The sequence below is a fragment of the Granulicella sp. S190 genome, from assembly GCF_009766095.1.
In the GTDB taxonomy this organism is placed as follows: Bacteria; Acidobacteriota; Terriglobia; order Terriglobales; family Acidobacteriaceae; genus Edaphobacter.
In genome coordinates, this window is sequence record NZ_LMUD01000014.1 from 367,461 (window position 1) to 385,483 (window position 18,023).

General features: G+C 59.3%; 17 protein-coding genes. 4 read left to right on the forward strand and 13 right to left on the reverse strand.

Annotation, left to right across the window (positions count from 1 at the left end; genetic code table 11):
* Positions 1-401: 401 nt before the first annotated feature.
* On the reverse strand, positions 402-1,889 hold the full coding sequence (gene ftsZ / locus GSQ94_RS07995) for a cell division protein FtsZ (RefSeq protein ID WP_158943038.1): 1,488 nt from the start codon (positions 1,887-1,889) through the stop codon (positions 402-404).
* 252 nt (positions 1,890-2,141) lie between these two features.
* Here ftsZ and GSQ94_RS08000 point away from each other — a divergent pair, with 252 nt between their 5' ends.
* Positions 2,142-3,728: an FAD-dependent oxidoreductase gene (locus GSQ94_RS08000; protein ID WP_158943039.1), complete on the forward strand. Its 1,587-nt coding sequence runs from the start codon at positions 2,142-2,144 to the stop codon at positions 3,726-3,728.
* A 19-nt stretch (positions 3,729-3,747) separates the two neighbouring features.
* The gene (locus GSQ94_RS08005) at positions 3,748-4,203 is read left to right on the forward strand and encodes a GNAT family N-acetyltransferase (protein WP_158943040.1); all 456 of its coding nucleotides are present in this window, start codon (positions 3,748-3,750) and stop codon (positions 4,201-4,203) included.
* Here GSQ94_RS08005 and GSQ94_RS08010 read toward each other — a convergent pair.
* The 8 genes from GSQ94_RS08010 to murC all read right to left on the reverse strand — a co-directional run bounded on the left by GSQ94_RS08010 (position 4,200) and on the right by murC (position 10,934).
* Complete coding sequence (locus GSQ94_RS08010) at positions 4,200-4,679, reverse strand: SRPBCC domain-containing protein (protein ID WP_158943041.1); 480 nt, start codon at positions 4,677-4,679, stop codon at positions 4,200-4,202. The genes GSQ94_RS08005 and GSQ94_RS08010 overlap by 4 nt on opposite strands.
* A 3-nt stretch (positions 4,680-4,682) precedes the next feature.
* Positions 4,683-5,177: an SRPBCC domain-containing protein gene (locus GSQ94_RS08015; protein WP_158943042.1), complete on the reverse strand. Its 495-nt coding sequence runs from the start codon at positions 5,175-5,177 to the stop codon at positions 4,683-4,685.
* The gene (locus GSQ94_RS08020) at positions 5,174-5,692 is read right to left on the reverse strand and encodes an SRPBCC family protein (protein WP_216843047.1); all 519 of its coding nucleotides are present in this window, start codon (positions 5,690-5,692) and stop codon (positions 5,174-5,176) included. Before GSQ94_RS08020 ends, GSQ94_RS08015 begins: the two co-directional genes overlap by 4 nt.
* Before the next feature lie 66 nt (positions 5,693-5,758).
* A complete protein-coding gene (locus tag GSQ94_RS08025; RefSeq protein ID WP_158943043.1) occupies positions 5,759-6,322 on the reverse strand; it encodes a dihydrofolate reductase family protein in 564 nt (187 codons plus the stop codon).
* 49 nt (positions 6,323-6,371) lie between these two features.
* A complete protein-coding gene (locus GSQ94_RS08030) occupies positions 6,372-6,740 on the reverse strand; it encodes a helix-turn-helix transcriptional regulator (RefSeq protein WP_254063729.1) in 369 nt (122 codons plus the stop codon).
* A 136-nt stretch (positions 6,741-6,876) separates the two neighbouring features.
* A complete protein-coding gene (gene ftsA / locus GSQ94_RS08035) occupies positions 6,877-8,106 on the reverse strand; it encodes a cell division protein FtsA (RefSeq protein WP_158943045.1) in 1,230 nt (409 codons plus the stop codon).
* Complete coding sequence (locus tag GSQ94_RS08040) at positions 8,103-9,338, reverse strand: cell division protein FtsQ/DivIB (protein WP_158943046.1); 1,236 nt, start codon at positions 9,336-9,338, stop codon at positions 8,103-8,105. The genes ftsA and GSQ94_RS08040 overlap by 4 nt, the downstream gene beginning before the upstream one ends.
* A 195-nt stretch (positions 9,339-9,533) precedes the next feature.
* Positions 9,534-10,934: a UDP-N-acetylmuramate--L-alanine ligase gene (gene murC / locus GSQ94_RS08045; protein ID WP_158943047.1), complete on the reverse strand. Its 1,401-nt coding sequence runs from the start codon at positions 10,932-10,934 to the stop codon at positions 9,534-9,536.
* A gap of 239 nt (positions 10,935-11,173) precedes the next feature.
* Between murC and GSQ94_RS08050 the strand changes: the two genes are divergently transcribed.
* Positions 11,174-12,232, forward strand: a complete 1,059-nt coding sequence (locus GSQ94_RS08050; RefSeq protein ID WP_158943048.1) for an acetamidase/formamidase family protein — start codon at positions 11,174-11,176, stop codon at positions 12,230-12,232.
* A gap of 219 nt (positions 12,233-12,451) precedes the next feature.
* A complete protein-coding gene (locus GSQ94_RS21710; protein ID WP_305794715.1) occupies positions 12,452-13,675 on the forward strand; it encodes a colicin transporter in 1,224 nt (407 codons plus the stop codon).
* A gap of 554 nt (positions 13,676-14,229) precedes the next feature.
* Here GSQ94_RS21710 and GSQ94_RS08060 read toward each other — a convergent pair.
* From GSQ94_RS08060 to murD, 4 genes are all read right to left on the reverse strand, one after another.
* Positions 14,230-14,373 (reverse strand): hypothetical protein, encoded by a 144-nt coding sequence (locus GSQ94_RS08060; RefSeq protein ID WP_158943049.1) that lies wholly within the window; start codon positions 14,371-14,373, stop codon positions 14,230-14,232.
* Positions 14,374-14,455: 82 nt separating this feature from the next.
* Entirely contained in the window at positions 14,456-15,532 is a 1,077-nt protein-coding gene (gene murG, locus GSQ94_RS08065; RefSeq protein WP_158943050.1) for an undecaprenyldiphospho-muramoylpentapeptide beta-N-acetylglucosaminyltransferase, read from the reverse strand.
* A 6-nt stretch (positions 15,533-15,538) separates the two neighbouring features.
* On the reverse strand, positions 15,539-16,633 hold the full coding sequence (ftsW, locus tag GSQ94_RS08070; protein ID WP_158943051.1) for a putative lipid II flippase FtsW: 1,095 nt from the start codon (positions 16,631-16,633) through the stop codon (positions 15,539-15,541).
* Positions 16,634-16,653: 20 nt separating this feature from the next.
* Positions 16,654-18,009, reverse strand: a complete 1,356-nt coding sequence (gene murD, locus GSQ94_RS08075) for a UDP-N-acetylmuramoyl-L-alanine--D-glutamate ligase (protein WP_158943299.1) — start codon at positions 18,007-18,009, stop codon at positions 16,654-16,656.
* Positions 18,010-18,023 lie beyond the last annotated feature (14 nt).

Below are 18,023 nucleotides of genomic sequence, written 5' to 3' on the forward strand. Positions count from 1 at the left end.
TGTCCGTCGCACTGCCAACGTCGGTCGAGCCCCATGGCGATGACCCGCAACTCGTGCCCCTGCAACAGCATGAGATGTCGCACCCGCAGATCTAGCATGGGAGACCCCGGCACGCGCTTTCACCGATGTCGACACCCGGGCCGTCCCGGCTGAGTGTCGCTTCGTCTTAGCCACTGCCGTCGTTGTTGCGTTCGCTCTCCCCCCAGCTCCAAGAACAAGGCCGAAGAGAAGTGCGCCTAAAACCTTCAATGATCTCGACACAGGCGATCCCTCTTATTGATTTGACTGCAATCGAACTGCCATCGATCCAGAATTCATCTAATAGAACACTCATTTAACAGCATATGTCGCGGCAGCACAGTTCCCCATTTGTGCTACTCCACCCGAAATCAGTTGTACCACTAGTTCCCGCGACGCAGAAACGCTGGTATATCAAGCTCATCCGACTCCGCTTGCCCAGTAGGCACCACCGTTGCGCTTCCCGACGCCGGAACACGTGCCGACGACTCCGCGCCATCTCCCGCCGCAGCACGGACATGTTCCTGTTGGACGTGCAATAACGCAGAAAAGTGAGTCGCCTCTCGCGCCCGATCCGTCGGCTCAGCCTCCGCGCGATCTGCTTCAGCGGCTCTCTCAGCGCGCCCCGCGGGTGTTCGGAAAAAGTCGTCATCGAAGACCGAAGCCGGTACCGGAATCAACTCCGCGCTGCCACCCTCTCTCTTCACCACCGGCTCTTTTATCTCATGAGACTCGCGCTCCGGCTTCGCAGCCTCAGGCCTCGTCTCCATCTCGCTCGCAAACCGCGTCGTACCCGCCCGCGGAGTCACGACACGCGGCTGAATCGGCACGTCATACCGCATCGTTGGCAGCGTCGCCTCAGCCAGCATCCGCTCCCGCCGCTGCGGCATCTCCTGCTGCTTGAATCCCGTCGCAATGACGGTGATCTTTACCTCATCACCCATCGACTCGTCCTGCACCGCACCGAAGATGATATTCGCATCCTCATGCGCCGCATTCTGAATGATGCTCGAAGCCTCATTCACCTCGCTCAGCTTCAAACTGCTCGAACCCGTAATGTTGATCAGAATTCCCCGCGCCCCATCGATCGCTCCGGCCTCCAGCAGAGGCGAAGCCATCGCGGCCATCGCAGCCTCAACCGCACGATTCGCGCCCGACCGCACGCCCGTTCCCATCACCGCATAGCCCATCCCCGCCATCGTCGTCTTCACGTCGGCGAAGTCACGGTTGATCACGCCAGGAATCGTAATAATGTCCGAGATCCCCTGCACACCCTGCCGCAATACATCGTCTGCAATCCGGAAGCTCTCAAAGAATCCCGCGTCCTTCGCCACTGCCAGCAGCTTCTCATTCGGAATCACGATCACAGTATCGACCGACTCCAGCAGCTCCTGCATACCGCGCTCCGCCTGCTGCATCCGTCGCTTGCCCTCGAACGCAAACGGCCGCGTCACCACCGCCACCGTCAACGCTCCCATCTCGCTCGCGAGGCTCGCAATCACCGGAGCAGCGCCAGTCCCCGTACCTCCGCCCAGCCCAGCCGTAACGAACACCATGTCCGCGCCCTCGAGCGCCTCGATGATCTTGTCCGAATCCTCCAGCGCCGCCCGCCGACCCACATCCGGATTCGCGCCCGCACCCAGTCCGCTCGTCAGCTTCACCCCAAGCTGCAGCTTCACCGGCGCATTCGACACCTGCAGCGCCTGCACATCTGTATTCGCCGCAATAAACTCCACGCCGACCACATTCGCCGCAATCATGCGATTCACCGCATTGTTGCCACCGCCACCCACGCCGATGACTTTAATCCGCGCACCGTGCGGTATCTCATCGTGATAGTGGATACGAAGATCGTCTGGCAGATTGGACATAGCGGCAGTACTCCTTAAGGTGTTTCAATTCTCCCATCTCCGCGCCAAACGCACGACCCTCGTTTTCCACCGCCCGTACCACGCATGGTTCCAAATCCCGCATAGCTGCACCACTTTTGGTGTGATGAGTCTTCGCCCTTCGTTACACTTTCGTTTCCCTGCAGTCAGTACGACTTTCTCCTTGCAAAGATCTTCTTCGCACCCCACACTAAAACAGTCCCTCACAATTCAAAGTCCATCGGAGCCATCGCAATGAGCCTGACCCGACGTGTCTTCCTCCAACGCATCGCCCAGATAGGCGGATACTCCGCCGCATTCGCCACCATGCAGGCACTAGGCCTCATGCCCGCCGTCGGCCAGTCTCCGATTCCAACTCTTGCCGCCGACTTCGGCAAAGGCAAGAAAGTCATCATCCTCGGCGGAGGCATCGCCGGCATGACCGCCGCCTACGAACTACGCAAAGCAGGCTTCGACTGCACCATCCTCGAAGCCCGAAACCGCCCCGGCGGACGCAACTGGACCGTCCGCGACGGCACCAAAGTCGAATTCACCGACGGCACCATCCAAAACTGCGAGTGGCAGGACGGCGGCTATCTCAACGCCGGCCCCGCGCGCATCCCCTCCATTCACACCCACATTCTTGGCTACTGTCAGGAGCTCGGCGTTCGCCTCGAAGTTGAAGTCAACAGCTCCCGCTCCGCTCTCATGCAGTCTCCCAAGCTCAACCATGGCGACCCCGTCCAGCAGCGCCAGGTCGTCCACGACACCCGCGGCTATCTCGCCGAACTCCTCTCCAAAGCCATCAACAAACACACCCTCGACGACGAGCTCTCCAAAGAAGAAACTGCCCGTCTCCTCGAATTCCTTCGGAACTTCGGCGACCTGAACAAAGAGGGACGTTACACCGGCACACCTCGCGCAGGTTTCATCACTGGCCCCGGTGCAGGCCCCGTCAACTCCGTTCTACACAAACCGCTCAACTTCTCCGAACTCCTCGCCGCCGACATGACCACCGGCGAGTTCTACGAGGAACAGATCGACTGGCAGGCCACCATGTTCCAGCCCGTCGGCGGCATGGATCGCATCGCCTACGGCTTCGCAAAATCACTCGGCGACATGATCCACTACGAGTGTCCCGTCACCGAGATCACCACCTCCGCCCAAAGCGTCACCGTCGCCTACACCAAATCCGGCACCACCCAAACCATCACTGCCGACTTCTGCATCTGCACCCTACCCCTACCAATCCTCGCCAAAACCAAAAACAACTTCTCTCCCGAAGCACAGCAGGCATTCACAGGCATGCCCATGGTCCCGCTCTATAAAATCGCCTGGGAGTCTCCACGCTTCTGGGAGAAAGAGAACAACATCTACGGCGGCATCTCCTTCCTCAAAGACAAGGTCGACCTCGTCTGGTACCCCACCGACAAACTCTTCTCCCCCACTGGCGTCCTCGTCGCTGGCTTCAACTCCGAGCAGAAGATCGTAGGCGGCGTAGGCGGCACTACAACCGGCGAGCTCTCTGCTTTCGGCGCACTCCCCACCATCGAAGCAAAGTTCGAAGCCTCCCGTCAGGCCGTAGAACTCCTTCACCCGGGCCGCTCGCACCTGCTCACCAAACCAATCTACGTCGCATGGGCAAAAATCCCATACTCACTCGGCTGCCTTGCAAACAACTTTGTCGCCAGCAGTGACCCGGCCTACAAACAGCTTGAAAAACCGGAGGGCAAGACCTACTTCGCCGGCGACTACCTCTCTCATCTCGTCGCCTGGCAGGAAGGCGCAGTCCTCTCCGCCCACCACGCCATCGAGCGCATCGCAAAGCAGGTTAAGAGCTAACTTCGCTCTACAACAAACCATGATCCTGATTCAACAAATCGAGCTGCCCATAGCAGGCCTGGAAGAACTCCACGCGGAAGCGAAACAAAGTGGCTACGACTTCATCGACACTCTGGTCGAAGAGTGGGCCAGCGGAGCCAATCGCTTCGAAGCTCCCGGCGAAATCCTCTGCGGTCATCTCCACCACGATCAACTCGTCGCAGTCGGCGGACTCACCCTCGACCCCTTCACCGCCGAATCACACACAGGCCGTATCCGCCGCGTCTACGTCCGCTCCGCATGGCGCAACCAGGGAGTCGGCCGCGCGCTTGTCTCCGCCCTCATCGAAGAAGCTCGAAAGAACTTCCGCCACGTACGCCTGCGCGCAGAGAATGCCAATGCCGCTCGTCTCTACGAAAGACTCGGCTTCACTCCCATCGACGACCCTGACGCAACCCACACTCTCTCTTTCATCAACCTTGCCGCACCCAACTAAAGCCACGCCAGCTGATCAGTCAGCCGGTCGAGGCTCTGACACCACCCCTCTGTCATTCCCGAAAGGTAAGGCGGCGCTGCAGGCGTCGTCTTGATCACTCGCGCAACCAGCGAGATCTCCGTTCCGCCACGTGCTTCCGTAAAAATCACCGTATTCAGTACTTCGAACATCGGCGTCCCCGCACCGTCAATCGCCGCCGTCACAAAGACCAGCCTGTGCGGCCGATCGATCGTCACAAATCGACCGGTCATCGGACAAACCACTCCATCCGGCGAACACATCTCGATCATCATTGCACCGCCGATACGAGCATCGACCTCGCACATCAGGGTAGTGAAGCCCTTCGGCCCCCACCACTTCGCAAGGTGCTCCTTCTTGATCCACGCCGCGAACACCACATCCGGCGAGGCCGCCACTCTTCGTGTCAGACAGACCTCCAGCAGCCCCGCCTCCATCACGCCAGCTCCAAACACCATAGTTCACCTCGCCAAAAAATCCTCCAGCTTATCGAAGCTGCTGTTCCATCCCTTCCCATGCCCGTCCCGGTCTTCTTCAGTTACGAAGAAAGTCTGGTGGAAGTTCATCGTCGTCTTTCCATCGCTCTCCGCCAGCGTGATCGTAATCACGGTGTCATGCTCTGGAAGTCCGCTGCCCTCTTCCCAATGAAACGTGAAGACAAGCCTCTCAGGCTCAACCAGTTCCAGATACTCGCCACCCTGCCACAGGTCTGCCGTCCGCCACTGACCAGCGGTATCGGTGAATCCGTCACTGTGCAAACAGTTTCGCCACTTACCGCCCGGCCGAACGTCTGCGGTCAGATTTCGGGCCTCAAACAGGCGGGGTCCGAACCACTGCGCCATATGTTCAGGGTCGGTCCATGCTTTCCACACCAACTCTCGTGGCGCATCGAACACCCGCGTAATCCAAAGCTCGTTCTGAGTCCTCGCCTTCGGAGATACAGTTACAGTACTCATCGCACTCCTCCTTGTTTGTTCGCCGCGAGCCGCTCCGACAGATAACCCGCCAGCCGCTCCAGCGTCTGCTTCCCGCCCTCAATCGATCCGTAGTCACGCACATTCTCGTCACGCGCCTCAGCCGAAGCAAACACATGACGCATCGTCACCCGCGTACCGCCCGCCACCTCTTCAAAGGTCGCGGTCTTTACAATGTTCACCACTGGCCCGCCTGCTCTACCGCCGGTCAACGTGTACACCAGCAACTCGCGCGGCACTACCTCTAAAAACACGCTCTCGTTCGGATAATCGGTGCCATCGGGCCCATGCATCACGTGCTTCCACACACCGCCCGGCCTCACATCCATCACTTCAATCGTCGTCGTAAAGCCCTTCGGCCCCCACCACAACGCAACCTGTTTCGGATCGGTCCACGCCTCCCAGACCATAGCGCGCGGCGCATCGAACACTCTCGTCAGAACGATCTCCCGCTCTGCGGTGCTCCCTTTCATCTCTACTTTCGTATCAACCGTCATCCCGCATCTCCTCGTCTTTAGTTTTGTCGTTCAATCTGTTGTGAAATCTATCGTCAGCCTTCCTTCTCACGTCGCCTCGTAGGTAACCAGAATCTTTCCGTTCTTGAAGACTCTCGTCTTCACCAGCTTCAATGTCAGCTTCTCTGTCATCCCCTCGAACATCGTTCGCCCTTTACCCAGCGCTACCGGATCGATCATCATCTGGTACTCATCGATCAGCTTCTCCGGCGCCAGCTGCGACACGATACTGCCGCTGCCAAGAATCACCATGTCCGGCCCCTGCTGCTCCTTCATCTTGCAAACCTCGGAGACAAGCTCGCCCCTCACCAACGTCGTGTCGCTCCACGCAGCCTCTGCAAGACTCCTGGAAAACACGACCTTTGCCATGCGATTCATCCCCTTGGCAACCGCAGGATTATGCTGATCGGCCATAGGCGATGGCCAATACCTCGCCATCAGTTCGTAGGTCACTCTACCGAACAACATCTGACCGGCACCACCCGCATTCCCCGCAACAAACTCCGCATACTCCGGATCGTCATTGCCGTTATGAGCCCAACTGAAGTCGCCGTTCGCTCCGACAAAATATCCGTCCAGCGACACATGATTGAACACGCTCAATCTCCGCATATCTGGTCCCTCTCCTCATCTCATCTCGTCTGCGCGGGCCCGATAATCCTCATCTCAACTTCGTCTTCGCCTTAGCCCTCTTACCGTTCTTCGGCGCCTGCTTCTTCTCTTTCGCCTGCAACGTCTTCAGGTACTCATCCAGCCGATCGAAGCTCTGCTCCCAGAACCGCCGGTACTCATCCAGCCAGTCCGCCGCCTGCCTCAGCGGCTCAACCTCCAGCTTGCACGGCCGCCACTGCGCCTCGCGCCCTCGCGAGATCAAACCCGCCTTCTCCAGAACCTTCAAGTGCCGCGAGATCGCCGGCATGCTCATCTCGAACGGGGCGGCAATCTCGGTAACCGAAGTCTCCCCAAGAGCAAGCCGCGCAAGAATCGCCCGCCTCGTGGGATCGGCCAGTGCAGCAAACGTCGATGTCATCTCGTCTGTCATAACCTATTTAACCATCAAGTTAATTAACCATAACGTTAAATACAAAATCTGGCTAGAGGAAAATCGAAATAATTATTTTTTTTTGAAGAGCCCTGCGACCTGCCCGAAAAAAGCTGGCCCCGTCCTAGAAGCTTCCAGCGAAGATCGCCTTCAACTTCGCTCGCAGCCCCTGCTCTTCGCTCGCTCGCCGAACCTGCGTGCGGTGCGTATAAAGCAGCATTCCAATCGCCGCCGCATACTCCGGCACAGCCAGCTCAGGCGGCATCCTCGACAGCGGAACAGGATAGCCAATCCGTGCCGGAACCCGCAGCAGACTCTCCGCGTTATCCAGCAGCCCCGCCATATTCGCGCCGCCTCCTGTCACCACGCAGCCCGCGCCCAGAGCCTCCAGCACTCCACCCTGCCGCAGGTTATCCCGCAGCATCGTAAACAACTCACGCGCACGCGGCTCCAGTATCTCTGCAAGAAATCTCTGGCGCACCATACGCGCCGGCTGGCCTCCGGAGAATGCCAGATTCCCGCCCACTTCAATCTCATTCAACTGCGGCACAGCCGTCACCACGCAATGCCCGTACAGCTTCTTCAGATACTCCGCTTCCTCCACCGTCACATGCAGACCAACCGCAAGGTCGTTCGTAAAGTGGTCTCCGCCAATCGGCAGTACGGCGGTATGCGCAATCGATCCTTCAAAGAATACCGCCAGCTCCGTCGTGCTCGAGCCGATATCGGCGATGCACACGCCCAGCTCCCGCTCATCTGCGCTCAACACCGCCTCAGCCGCGGCTATGCCTTCGTACACCGTATCCTGCACCTCTAAGCCCGCGCGGTTCGCACACGTAATCACGCTCTGCGCCACACCGCCCGAGCAAGTCGAAAGATGCAGATTCACCTCAAGCCTGTTCCCCACCATCCCCACCGGATCATGAATCCCCGGCTGGTCGTCGAGAATGAACTCCTGCGGCAGCAGGTGCAGCACCTCACGGTCGGGCGGCAACGCCACTGAACGCGCCCTGTCCACCGCCGCGCGAACCTCCTCCCGCGTAATCTCCCGCATCCGGCTGCCCATGCTGATGCCGCCGCGAGAGTTCACCCCGCGTACATGTGTCCCGCCAATCCCCACAATCGCTGTTTCAATTCCGGCCTTCGCGACTCGCTCCGCAGTCAACGCCGCGCGGTTGATCGCCTCCGCCGCCGGCCCCAGCTCCGCAATCAAACCCTTGCGCATCCCACGCGAAGGCTCTACGCCATGTCCGCGATAGCGCAACACGCCGTCCAGCAGCTCCGCCACCAGCACACAACTCTTCGTGCTTCCCGCGTCGAGCACGGTAATCAGATTGTCCTGCTTCTGATTCATGGTTGAACCGCCTGCGAAGGATGATACTGCGTCGAGCTGGCCGACGGCTTACCAACCACCGGATGGGGCTTCACAACGACAACATGCTTGGCCTTCGGAGCCGCCTTCTTCGCTTTCATCGCCGCACTCTTGGTGCTTCCACGAGCAGGAGTCTTCGTCGCGGGTCTCCCCTTCACCGTCGCCCCATGTCTCGCTCCAGGCTTCACAGGAGTCTTCGCCACAGGCTTTACTGCAGGCTTGGCCTCGTCGCCCCCCGCATCCACAGCCGCTTGCGCAGTAACCTTCGAATCTGCTGCCATCACCGCAGCGCCGTTCGTAGAAGAAGTGACAGGAACGCCTGAGCCAGCCTGCATCTCCAGCACAACCTGTCGCTCATACCTCATATCCACCGACGATAGCTTCGGATAAATTGTCCGCCACTCCGGCAGATGCTCTTCAAATCGTTTATACCGATCGAGAAAATCCACGTCGCCAAAGTGAACCTGGATCTCGGTTGACTTATCCGGAATCAACGCCTTCACATCTTCTGGATTCGATAGATCGACCTCGCTCAATTCCTGCGAGATCTTCTCTCCCGAACCATCCAACTCCGTCGTAAAACGCTCATAGATCTTCATCCGCGCAGCACGTGTCGAAAGCGGCTCATCCGCGGAGATCCCCGTCACCACCGGAAACGAATACTGTCCGTTCGGCTTCGTCTCCACCGGCATATCCAGCAAGACCCCGTTGGCGTCCACCAGCCCGATACGATTTCCCTGCCGCACAAAAGCGACCGGGGTTCTCTCCACAATCGAAACCCGCATCCGGTTCGGCAGCAGCCGCATCACCGTCGCATGCCCGACCCACGGCAGGCTCTCCAACTCCGCACGCCTCTGCGCCAGCGACACCGTAAAAATATTCCGCTCCACATCCTCGCCAAAGACGCTCAGCAACTGCGCCCGCGTCACATGCGCATTGCCCTCGAACTCAATCGAAGAAGACGATGGAATCACAAACCGCTCGTCATGCAACAGAAAACTCCTCACCATCAGGAACGCTCCGGCGAGTATTCCCAGCAGCACAACCAGCCCACATCCCGCGGCAACCCTGCCCCACTTCGTCGCAGGTACTCCGCGAAACCGTACCCTCACCCCCGCCTTACGCCTCCCTACGGGAGCGTCATCCTCCCACGGCAGATCTGCGAAGTCTTCGCTCAAATCGCGACGCAGCTTTCGATCAGGGACAGTCGTCACTCGTTGAGGCCCCCTCGAACGTCGGGTCTCTGAGGCATAGTTCTTCTCAGGCGCTTCTAGCACCGTTGTTCCACCCCTCGAAACCGCATCGCTTTGTCGCACGCCTGAGCAAGGCCGCGAGAATCGCCACCCTGAGCATAACCCGCGCACCCTCCGTTAAAATCCACCATCTTAGGCACGTACCCTTTCAGGAACTCACCCATTGGTCCCCAGCGCCTCCAGCAGCGCCGCGCCTGCCTGGGAGACACTCCCGGCCCCCAGCGTCAAAATCACATCCCCCGCCTTCGCCTCACGCGCCACTGCCCTAACACCCTCCGCCACCGAAGCCGCATACTCCACCCCCGGCCCACCGCTGGCGCGAATCGCCTTCACCAGCACCTGCGCATCGATCCCCTCAATCGGCGCCTCGCTCGCTGCATAGATATCCAGCACCTCGACCGTATCCGCATCATGAAACGCCCCGGCAAACTCCGCCATCAGATCCCGCGTCCGCGAGTACCGGTGCGGCTGAAACAGCACATGCACCCGCGAGTATCCACAATCCTTCGCCGTCCGCAGCGTAGCTAGAATCTCCGTCGGATGATGCCCATAGTCATCCACCACCGTCACGCCGCGCACCTCACCCTTAATCTGAAACCGCCGATCCACCCCGCGAAACGTCTCCAGCCCTGCAGCAATCTGGTCCGGGGCCACACCCAATTGCACCCCAACCGCCACCGCCGCCGCCGCATTCAGCACATTATGCCTCCCCGGAACATGCAACCGAAACTTCCCCAGCACCAGTCCCTTGTAGTTCACCGCAAAGCACGAGTGGCAAGCCTCATCCTTCGGCAGCATCTCCACGCGAAAGTCCGCATCCGCACTCTCTCCATACGTGTAGACCTTCCGCCTCACCCGGGGCAGCACCGTCCGCAGCAGCGCATTATCGACACACGCCGTAGTCGCTCCATAAAACGGCAGCTTATCCATAAACTCGACAAACGCTCCCTCAACATCCTCCATATCGCGATAGCAATCCATATGCTCGCGATCGAGATTCGTCACCACCGCCAGCACCGGCGACAGCTTCAAAAAGCTTCGGTCGCTCTCATCCGCCTCAGCCACCAAATACTGCGAGTTCCCCAGCCGCGCATTCGACCCCAGCGCATTCACCCTCCCACCCACCACCACCGTAGGATCCAACCCACCCCCAGCCAGCACCGCTGCAATCATCGAGGTCGTCGTCGTCTTCCCATGCATCCCGGCCACGGCTATCCCGTACTTCAGCCGCATCAACTCCGCCAGCATCTCCGCCCGCTGAATCACCGGAATCTTCCGCTCCCTCGCCTCCACCACCTCAGGATTGTCCTTCGCCACAGCCGAACTCGTCACCACCACATCGCTCGCTGCGGCATTGCTCGCCGTATGCCCTTCAAAGATCCGCGCGCCCATCCCCAGCAGCCGATCCGTCACCGCACTCCGCTTCAGATCGCTCCCCGAAACCGAGTACCCCATCGTCAGCAGAATCTCTGCGATCCCGCTCATCCCGATGCCGCCGATCCCGATAAAGTGAATCCGCTGCGACGGCGCAAACAAAAAGTGTCCAGGCACAAACATGCTTCGTAATCTCAACTTTCAAAATCGAGCGCTGATTCTTCAGATTACCAGCGTTCCCACCTCCCATCCGACCAACGGAAGGAGCACATCAATAGCATCACGAACACAAGGTACAAAAGTCACGAAGTGACCGCGCGAATCGGGGTCCCCACAAACAGGTCTTCGTTTGTGGGGTGGCAAGCGCAGTGGGCCCGTCCGGCAGGACATCATCTCTAAAAAATCGTGATATATAAAAGATCATGCCCACCAACCTCACCCGCTCCGCCGCCCTCTGCGCCGCTGCACTCCTCACCCTCCCTGCAATCGCGCAGCAAAACCACACCCTCCTCGCCACCCCCACCACCGTCGCCTGGGGCTTCTACTCCGCCAAAGCCACTCCAGCCCTCACCGTCCACTCCGGCGACACCGTCACCATCCAGACCCTCTCCACCTGTGGCTCGCCCGACCGCCTCAAATCCCTCGGCGTCGCCGCATCCGACATCCCAGCCTACGTCGACGACATCTACACCAAGGTCCCCGCCAGCGAAAAAGGTCCCGGCGGCCACATTCTCACCGGCCCCGTCGCCATCACCGAAGCCGAGCCCGGCGACGTCCTCGAAGTCCGCATCCAAAAGATCACCATCGACGTCCCCTGGGCCTGCAATGGCTTCGGCGCCGGCCGCGGCTTCCTCCCCAACGACTTCCCCTACAGCCGCACCCGCATCATCCCCCTCGACCGCGAAAAGATGATCGGCCACTTTGCCCCCGGCATCGACATCCATCTCCACCCCTTCTTCGGCAGCATGGGCATCGCCCCACCCGAGTCCGCCGGCAAGTACAACTCCGCCCCACCCTGGATGCACGCCGGCAACATCGACAACAAGGAGATGGTCGCCGGCACAACCCTCTACATCCCTGTCAACTCCAAAGGCGCCAACTTCGAAGCTGGTGACGGCCACGCCGGTCAAGGCAACGGCGAAGTCGACATCACCGCCCTCGAAACCCAGCTCACCGGCACCTTCCAGTTCATCGTGCATAAAGATCAACACCTGCTCTGGCCTCGCGGCGAAACCCCTACTCACTACATCGCCATGGGCTTCGACGAAGACCTCAAGACCGCCACCGAGATGGCCGTTCGGAACATGATCACCTTCCTCTCCGAACAAAATCCGGATCACCCCCATCTCACCCGCGACGAAGCCTACGCCCTCATCTCCACCTCGTGCGACGTCGACATCACCCAGCTCGTCGACACCAAGAGCGGCGTCCACGTTATGTGCCCCAAAAGCCTCTTCGTCAACACTCCAGGCACCCACTAAACAACCAAAAATCGCCCAAACTGGTACAACCATTGGCATCAAACCAAACGAATCGCGCCCATCAATCATTTAGCAACAAAGGGAATAAATTCGTGTCTAATCAACTGAGCACTTGACCCGGGACCGCTCCGCCGGGCTGGAACTCGTCCTTGCTCTCCGCGAAGTCCGCCGCACGTATGCACCACCGGATAAACGAAGGCTGAGCAGGAAGGTAACGCCATGACGTTCGCCCGCCTCTTCAGAAACTCCGTCGGTGCCATCACTCTCGCTGGCTTCGCTCTGTCTGTGCCTCTTATGGCCCAGGTTCAGATCCAGCCCTACAACCCCAACGACCAATACGGTGCGCCCGCAGCACTGCAGGCCCAGCAGGATCCCCAGTACATGGCCCAGCAGCAGGACAACACCGCTCCCCCGCAACAGTACGGCCAGCAGTACGGCGCTCCCGACCAGAACGGTGCTCCGCAACAATACGGTGGTCAGCAGCAGTACGGCGCACCTCAGCCCGGCCAGCCGCAGGGCATTGAACAGGCCCCCCCCGCTATCCCTGACTACGCGCAGCCCCCGGCTCCAGCAGACGGCGATATATGGACCCCCGGCTACTGGGCCTGGACCGCTGATGGCTACCAGTGGGTTCAAGGCGCATGGGTTCAGGCTCCTTACACGGGAGCCCTTTGGACCCCCGGCTACTGGGGCGACAACGACGATGGCTACTACTGGAACGCCGGATACTGGGGTCCCTACGTCGGCTACTACGGCGGCATTAACTACGGCTTCGGCTACTTCGGCATAGGCTTCTACGGCGGATACTGGGGCGGCGGTCGCTTCTTCTACAACCGCGCCTACTGCAACATCGGCCGCGGCTTTCGCGGAGGCAACTTCTACAACCGCTCCTATAACGGATACTCCGGTCGCCCCGGTGGAGCGAGCTTCAGCCGCGTCAACGGCGGCGGCTATCGCGGTAACAGCTTCTCCGGCGCCCGTGGATCCAACATCAACGGTCGCAGCTTCGCTCAGTCCAACGTTGGCCGCACCAACGGAGGCTACGGTAACTCCAACGCTGGCCGCACCAACACCGGCGGCTTCGGCAACTCCAACGTAGCCCGCGCCAACTACGGTGGCAACAACGCAGCTCGCTCCTACAACGGCGGTAGCTACAACGCCAACGCAGGTCGCGCCTACAGCGGAGGAGCAGCCAACTACAACGCGAATGCAGGTCGCTCTTTCAGTGGAGGCAGCGCCTACAGCGGAGCGTCCCGTAGCTACGCGCAACCCGCACAAAGCCACGGCAGCTACGCCAGTGCCCCACGCGCCTCCTCAGGCGGAGGCAACTACGGCGGATCACACGGCGGTGGCAGCTACAGCGGCGGAGGAGGCGGAGGCTTCCACGGTGGTGGTGGCGGAGGAGGCGGCTCACACGGAGGCGGCGGAGGCGGTCACCGCTAAACCGAAACAATCGACCAGAAAAGAAAAGGGCTGAGGAGCAATCCTCAGCCCTTTCTCTCTCCCAAACCCAAAGAATCGTCATCTCGACCGAAGCAGCTCACAGCCCCATCGTGAGCTGCGCAGCGGAGAGACCCCCGTATTTCGCCGTTGTCTGTTTTGGTTTGTGATCTCGCAGCGTAGTGCATGAGTCTGCGACGGTCTGCTCGGCTGCTTTTTCTGCTGCTTTTGCTGCTGCTTTGCTTTCGCTTTTATCGTTTCCCCAGCCCCCAAATAATCGTCATGTTTCCCCCAGCCCCAAAGAATCGTCATCTCGACCGAAGCAGCTCACAGTCCCATCGTGAGTTGCGCAGTGGAGAGACCCCCGTATTTCACCGTTGTCTGTTTTGGTTTGTGTTGTCGTTGCGCCGCTGAAAAATCTCCAGCTATCGTTGCATTTCTCTCGCAAGTTGCCGAAAAGCTGTCAAGACTCGGAAGCCCGAAAACCCTCGCCAATCCTGCACAATCGCATGGCGCACCAATTACAAGCTGCCCTCTATAATTAATGCAGAACTCCCTCATCGACCCTGGCAAGCAGCCGGGGTTTGTCGTTTAAACCCATAACCCACCTGTTTTGAATATTTTGCAGCTAAGTCTTTTGAATGCAATATTTTGGCGGCAACCACCCCCGCTAAATCAAACAAAATAATAGACTTCGGCACAAAATACTCCAGAGGGGGGAGGGGGTATCTCCAGAAAGGAGAGGACGAAATAACAATCACATCATCGAAGTAAAGCAGCCATTCAGCGCTGCTTCCCAGCAATCCCGGCAACCATCTGCCCAATCTTCTCGAGCGCACCCGGCTTACCCATCGCACGCGCCGCAGCACTCATCGTCCGCAACCGCTCTCCGTCCGTCAGCAGTCCGGTCAAACGCTCCAGCAGAACCTCCGGCGTCAGTTCAGCCTGCAACAGCATCTCCGCACCACCACCCTTCACCACCAGTTCAGCATTCTTCCGCTGGTGGTCGTCGGCTGCAGTCGGCAGAGGCACCAGCAGCGCAGGCTTGCCCGCTGCAGCCAGTTCGGCCACCGTGCTGCCTGCCCGCGCCAGCACCAGGTCGGCAGCAGCATACTGCTCCGGCATATCACTCAGAAAGGCAGTCACCTTGACTCGACCCTCATCGACGCCCGCGTTCCTGTACGCCTCTGCAGTCGCCGGCAAAGCCTTCTCGCCCGACTGGTGCACGATCGTCAGCCCCGGCACCCGTTCCAGCAGGCGCGCCGCAATCTGCGGCATCGTCTCGTTGAAGATCTTCGCCCCATTGCTCCCCGCCGTAATCAACAGGCGAGGCTCCGCGCCCAGTGCCCTATCCGGCACAGCAAAGATCGCCTCGCGTACCGGCACCCCCGTCACCACCGCGTTGCGAAAGTACCCGGCAGTCTCCGGAAAGTTCACCGCAGCTGCCTTGACATGCTTGCCAACGAGCCGATTCGCCAGCCCCGGAGCCGCATTCGGCTCATACGCCACCGTAGGCACTCTCAACAAAATCGCCGCCATCATCGCTGGCCCGGAGGCGTACCCACCAACACCAACCACCACATCCGGCCTGAAGCTCCGCACCAACTCCACGCACCGCACCATACCCAGCGGCAGGTCCGCCACCGTACGCAGCTTGGTCATGACGCTGACATTCTTCAGCTGCCCCACCCGAATCAGCTCCAGGGGAAACCCAGCCTCCGGGACCAGTCGAGTCTCCAGGCCGCGCGCAGTCCCCACAAACCGCACCTCCGCCCCATGCGCATCGCGCAACTCTCGCCCGATCGCCAATGCCGGAATCACATGCCCCCCGGTCCCACCACCAGCAATCAAAACCCGCATCGCCACTCAATCAATCTCGCGCGTAATATTCAGCAGCACACCCATGCTGGCCAGCGTAATAAAGATCGAAGTTCCACCAGAAGAGATGAAAGGTAAAGGGATCCCCTTCGTAGGAAGCAGCGCCAGCACCACGCTCATGTTGAAAAAAGCTTGGATCAAGATAGCCGTCGTCAGCCCGAACGCAAGGAACCGCGCAAACGGATCGGTCGAGAGGAACGCCGCTCGCAGCCCCCGGTACCCCAGCGCCACAAACAACCCCACCACCAAAAGCGCACCAATCAGCCCCAACTCCTCACAGATGTTCGCAAAGATGAAGTCGGTCTGAACCTCCGGCAGGTAGAACAACTTCTGCCGCCCTTCCATCAACCCCAACCCTCGGATCCCCCCGGTCCCCACCGCGATCAAAGACTGAAGAATGTGAAACCCAGTCCCGCGAGGATCGGCCTCGGGATTCACAAACGCCAGCATCCGCGCCCGTCGGAACGCAACGTGAAACAGCATGAAGTAAAGCACCGGAGCAGCAAACGCAGCCCCTACCGCAAAGTACTTGGTCTTCGCCCCCGCCAGGTACAGCATCAACGCCGTCACCGCCATGCAAACCATGCCGGTCCCAAGGTCGGGCTCCTTCAAAATCAAAGCCGTGAACGCCAGGGGTACCGCCACCGCCCGCAGAATCGTCCCCTTCCAGTCATCCATCTGATGGATTCGAGTCTGCAAAAAGTAAGCGAGGAACAACACCAGCACAGGCTTCGCTAACTCCGAAGGCTGAAACGTAAACAGGTTTCCAAACCGGACCCAGCGATGCGTCGCATGCGAGTCCTTCATCGCAAACACGCCAACCAACATCAACATCGTCACCGCAACCGCAGGAAACACGACCTTCGGATTGTTATAGGTCCGATAGTCCACCTGCATCAAGACAACCAGCGCGATCAACCCCAGCACTGCCCAGATCGCCTGCTTCATCACATAAGGATAAGGAGAACCCAGACTCGACTGAGCCATCACCGCAGACGCCGAAAACACCATCACCAGCCCAAACAGCACCAGAAGCAGCACCACTCCGAAGAGCCACTTGTCCACCCCAACTCTCTTCGCCATGCCTCACATCCACTTCTTCGCTAAATTAGTTCGTTCACCAACTGCCGAAACACGCGGCCGCGATGTTCATAGTTCTCAAACTGGTCAAAGCTCGAGCAAGCCGGCGAAAGCAACACCACATCGCCAGCCACAGCAGCCTTCGCCGCCTCCGCCACCGCAGTTTGCATCGTTCCCGCTGCCACCATCTTCACGACTCCGTGCAACTGCCGCTCAATCTTTTCTGCAGCCGAACCAATCGTGTAAACAGCCTTCACCCTCTCCTTCAGCAACTCGGCCATCAACCCATAGTCCGAATCCTTATCTTTCCCCCCAAGGATCAGGTGAATTCCCTTGCTGAACGAAGACACAGCCTTCATCGTCGCGTCCACGTTCGTAGCCTTCGAGTCGTTGTAGAACTCGACGCCATTTAGTTCCCGTACCAGTTCCAACCGATGCTCGACTGCCGTAAAGCTCGCCACAGAAGCCCTAATACTCTCCGCCGAAACCTTCGCTAACCGCGTCGCACATACCGCTGCCAGCGCGTTCTCGATATTGTGCGCACCCTTTAGATGCACCTCCGAAACCGGCATAATCGGCTCCGTTGCTCCACCCTCCTTCTCCACCCAAACAATCACGCCATCCCGCACAAACGCACCGCGCCTAGTAGCCTTAGTCCCACTAAACCAGAACACCTCGCTCTTAGCCTGTGCCGCACACATCTGCGTCACTCGGTCATCGCCGTTCAACACGAGAGCGTCTCCAGATCCCTGCTTCTCGAAGATCCGCTCCTTTGCCGCTACATACTTCTCAAAGCTCCCATGTCGGTCAAGATGGTCCGGTGTGATGTTGAGGATCACAGCAATCTGTGGATGAAACTCCTCGACAGTCTCCAGTTGAAAGCTCGAAACTTCGAGTACGTTCACAGTCTCCGGCGTGCTCTTCGCTACCAAATCGATCACTGGCAGACCAATATTCCCCCCGACTTGAGTCGATACACCCGCATCACTCAGAATCTTCCCCACGAGAGTCGTGGTCGTAGTCTTGCCGTTAGACCCGGTGATCGCCACCACCTGCCCCTTCAGATAGCGACTCGCCAGTTCCAACTCTCCGATCACCGTCAAACCGAACGCCACCACCTGCTTCACTTCAGGAGTATCCATTGGTACGCCAGGCGAAACCACAATCAGATCCTGCCTCCGAAACGTCAGAAGCCCATGCCCGCCGGATTCGACCATGATACCCGCTTCAAGTAATGCAGGAATTTCCTTCGCCAGCGCTACGGCACTTCGCGTATCGCTCACGGTCACGCGCGCCCCCTGCGCACGCAGAAACATTGCCGCCGACAAACCGGATTTCCCTAGCCCCACCACCAACACCCGTTTGTTCTTCAAATCCATCATGCCTACACACT

Excerpts from the sequence above, each read along its gene's own strand:
- ftsZ (WP_158943038.1), bottom strand. The coding sequence starts at position 1,889 with ATGTCCAATCTGCCAGACGATCTTCGTATCCACTATCACGATGAGATA.
- GSQ94_RS08000 (WP_158943039.1), top strand. The coding sequence starts at position 2,142 with ATGAGCCTGACCCGACGTGTCTTCCTCCAACGCATCGCCCAGATAGGC.
- GSQ94_RS08005 (WP_158943040.1), top strand. The coding sequence starts at position 3,748 with ATGATCCTGATTCAACAAATCGAGCTGCCCATAGCAGGCCTGGAAGAA.
- GSQ94_RS08010 (WP_158943041.1), bottom strand. The coding sequence starts at position 4,679 with ATGGTGTTTGGAGCTGGCGTGATGGAGGCGGGGCTGCTGGAGGTCTGT.
- GSQ94_RS08015 (WP_158943042.1), bottom strand. The coding sequence starts at position 5,177 with ATGAGTACTGTAACTGTATCTCCGAAGGCGAGGACTCAGAACGAGCTT.
- GSQ94_RS08020 (WP_216843047.1), bottom strand. The coding sequence starts at position 5,692 with ATGACGGTTGATACGAAAGTAGAGATGAAAGGGAGCACCGCAGAGCGG.
- GSQ94_RS08025 (WP_158943043.1), bottom strand. The coding sequence starts at position 6,322 with ATGCGGAGATTGAGCGTGTTCAATCATGTGTCGCTGGACGGATATTTT.
- GSQ94_RS08030 (WP_254063729.1), bottom strand. The coding sequence starts at position 6,740 with ATGACATCGACGTTTGCTGCACTGGCCGATCCCACGAGGCGGGCGATT.
- ftsA (WP_158943045.1), bottom strand. The coding sequence starts at position 8,106 with ATGAATCAGAAGCAGGACAATCTGATTACCGTGCTCGACGCGGGAAGC.
- murC (WP_158943047.1), bottom strand. The coding sequence starts at position 10,934 with ATGTTTGTGCCTGGACACTTTTTGTTTGCGCCGTCGCAGCGGATTCAC.
- GSQ94_RS08050 (WP_158943048.1), top strand. The coding sequence starts at position 11,174 with ATGCCCACCAACCTCACCCGCTCCGCCGCCCTCTGCGCCGCTGCACTC.
- GSQ94_RS21710 (WP_305794715.1), top strand. The coding sequence starts at position 12,452 with ATGACGTTCGCCCGCCTCTTCAGAAACTCCGTCGGTGCCATCACTCTC.
- murG (WP_158943050.1), bottom strand. The coding sequence starts at position 15,532 with ATGCGGGTTTTGATTGCTGGTGGTGGGACCGGGGGGCATGTGATTCCG.
- ftsW (WP_158943051.1), bottom strand. The coding sequence starts at position 16,633 with ATGGCGAAGAGAGTTGGGGTGGACAAGTGGCTCTTCGGAGTGGTGCTG.
- murD (WP_158943299.1), bottom strand. The coding sequence starts at position 18,009 with ATGGATTTGAAGAACAAACGGGTGTTGGTGGTGGGGCTAGGGAAATCC.